Source organism: Arthrobacter sp. Cr_A7, assembly GCF_029222765.1.
GTDB lineage: Bacteria > Actinomycetota > Actinomycetes > Actinomycetales > Micrococcaceae > Arthrobacter.
On the sequence record NZ_JARHXQ010000189.1, the window covers coordinates 1 to 2,137 of the forward strand.

Below are 2,137 nucleotides of genomic sequence, written 5' to 3' on the forward strand. Positions count from 1 at the left end.
GACGTCGAGGTCCCGCAAGCTGTCCTCGCGGTCAAGCAAGCGGCAGCGATCATATCCGAACGCCTGGTGGAGAACCAGCAGAGTTCGTAAACCGGAAGCATCAACGCCCCACGCCGCCGCCGACTCCGCTCGTCAGGGCATTCTGATGCCTGCCGTACGCGTTGACTGACCCTGAACCAGCGTGCAACTGAAGCGCTCCTTCGATTTTGCACGTGGTGCAGAATCGAACTGAGAACGCGATATGTACAAGAACAGCCAAATTCAGCACCCTGAAGATGATTGGGGTTCTCCTGTGGGTGGCGTGTGGGGTGGGGTTAGCTGCTGTGGGTGTAGCCGCCGTCGCAGGCGATGGTTTGGCCGGTGATGAATGCGGCTGCGGGTGTGGCGAGGAAGAACATGATGCCGACGAGGTCGGTGGGGACCATTCCGCGGGGGATGCATTGCAGGGAGGCGGCGCGTTCGCGGACTTCGGCGGTGGGGTTGACGGTGCGTTCGACTTCGGTGGCGACGCTGCCGGGGCGGATGCAGTTGACGGTGATTCCGTGGCTGCCGAGTTCGCGGGCCAGGGAGTTGGTCATGCCGATCAGTGCTGATTTGGAGGTGACGTAGTGCAGATAGTTCACGGTGCCGCGGGTGACTGCGTCGGATGAGATGTTGATGATGCGGCCGAAGCCTGCTTTGCGCATGTGGGCTGCGACGGCCCGGACGCAGAGGTAGGTGCCGGTGATGTTGACCTTCAGCACCTGTTCCCACTGTTCCAGGGGGATTTGGTCGAACGGGCCCTTTTCGATGCTCGCGAAGATCGAGGCGTTGTTGATCAGCACGTCGACCCGGCCCCATGTGTCGATGACGGTGTCGACCATGGCGGTAACGGACGCTTCGTCGGCCACGTTGACTTTCACGGCCAGGCCTACCCCGCCGGCGTCATGGATTTCCTTCACGACTGCTTCGGCCTTGTCGATGGCGAGGTCGGCTACCACGGCAACGGCTCCGGCCGCGGCGAACTGACGCGCGAGTTCCCGGCCGATGCCTTGGGCTGCGCCGGTGACAATGACCACCCGCCCCTCGACGCTGAAGTCCCGCGCTGATGCCGGCACGCCGGAGTCATGGGGAATGTGAGTCAGGGGTGTCGTCGTCATGGTCGATCCTCGTGGTTTCGCGTCGTGATGGGTCGTGCAGGCAGCGGTGAACACGGGTGCTGTCCTGGACAGCCTTGACCCTGTACCGCCTGGGCGTTTATCGGGAAAAACAGGAGACAGTGCACCCGCCCTGCCCTTGAACAATATCCCGCCATGTGGGATAGTGTCAATGGACGGCGGCCGGTTCTGCACGGATTGCAGCGGCGGGGCCGGGCGCCGCACCCCCGCGGATCTTGCCGGGGGAATACATCGACTTTGTGTGAAGGAGCAGGACATGCGCGTAAGCAAGGCAGCGGATACTGACATCGAAGCAGTCGGATCCATGCGTGAGGGAGTGCTGGACCAGAAGCACCTGCTGTTCGGTGAGGACGGCTCGCCGAACAATTACGACCTGAACATGGGCCACACCGGCGGCGGCGGGTGGCGGACCCCGCGTCACCGGCACAACTTTGACCAGGTCCGCTACGTGATCAAGGGCCGCCTGCCCTACTCCGAGAACGATTTCCTGGAGGAAGGCTGGGTCGGGTACTTCCCCGAGAGCGTCCACTACGGCCCGCAGGAACGCGCCGAGGGCCTGCGCACCCTGGTTCTCCAGTCCGGCGGCGCCAGCGGCCAGGGCTACCTGTCGGTCGCCCAGCGCGAAGCGACCAACGCCGAGCTGGAAAAGAGCGGCGAGTTCAAGAAGGGCATGTACACCTACACCGACGCCAACGGCGTTGAGCAGACCGTGGACGGCTCCCAGGCGATCTTCGAACACGCCACCGGCGGCAAGCTCGAGTTCGCCACCCCGCGCTACGAAGACGTCATCGCCATGAACCCCGACGCCTACGACTGGCTCCCCTCAACCGATCAGGGCGTGTCCGAGAAATGGCTGGGCACCTTCACCGAGCGCAACTTCCGCATCGGATTCCTCCGCCTGGAAGCCGGCGCCGTTTACCAGGCAGGCCAGTTCCCCTCCATCGAAATCCTGTTCCAGACCAAGGGCCAGGTCACCGCAG

General features: G+C 63.6%; 2 protein-coding genes. One reads left to right on the forward strand and one right to left on the reverse strand.

Annotated elements, in window-relative coordinates:
* Positions 1–314 precede the first annotated feature (314 nt).
* Positions 315–1,139, reverse strand: coding sequence for an SDR family oxidoreductase (locus P2Q66_RS11205; protein ID WP_275728057.1), 825 nt, complete (start codon positions 1,137–1,139; stop codon positions 315–317).
* Between the two features lie 274 nt (positions 1,140–1,413).
* Here P2Q66_RS11205 and P2Q66_RS11210 point away from each other — a divergent pair.
* Positions 1,414–2,137 (forward strand): hypothetical protein (locus tag P2Q66_RS11210; RefSeq protein ID WP_275728058.1); only part of this gene is annotated, 724 nt, incomplete at its 3' end.

What these genes read in the sequence shown, in the direction of transcription:
- P2Q66_RS11205 (WP_275728057.1), bottom strand. Translation starts at nt 1,139, where the DNA reads ATGACGACGACACCCCTGACTCACATTCCCCATGACTCCGGCGTGCCG.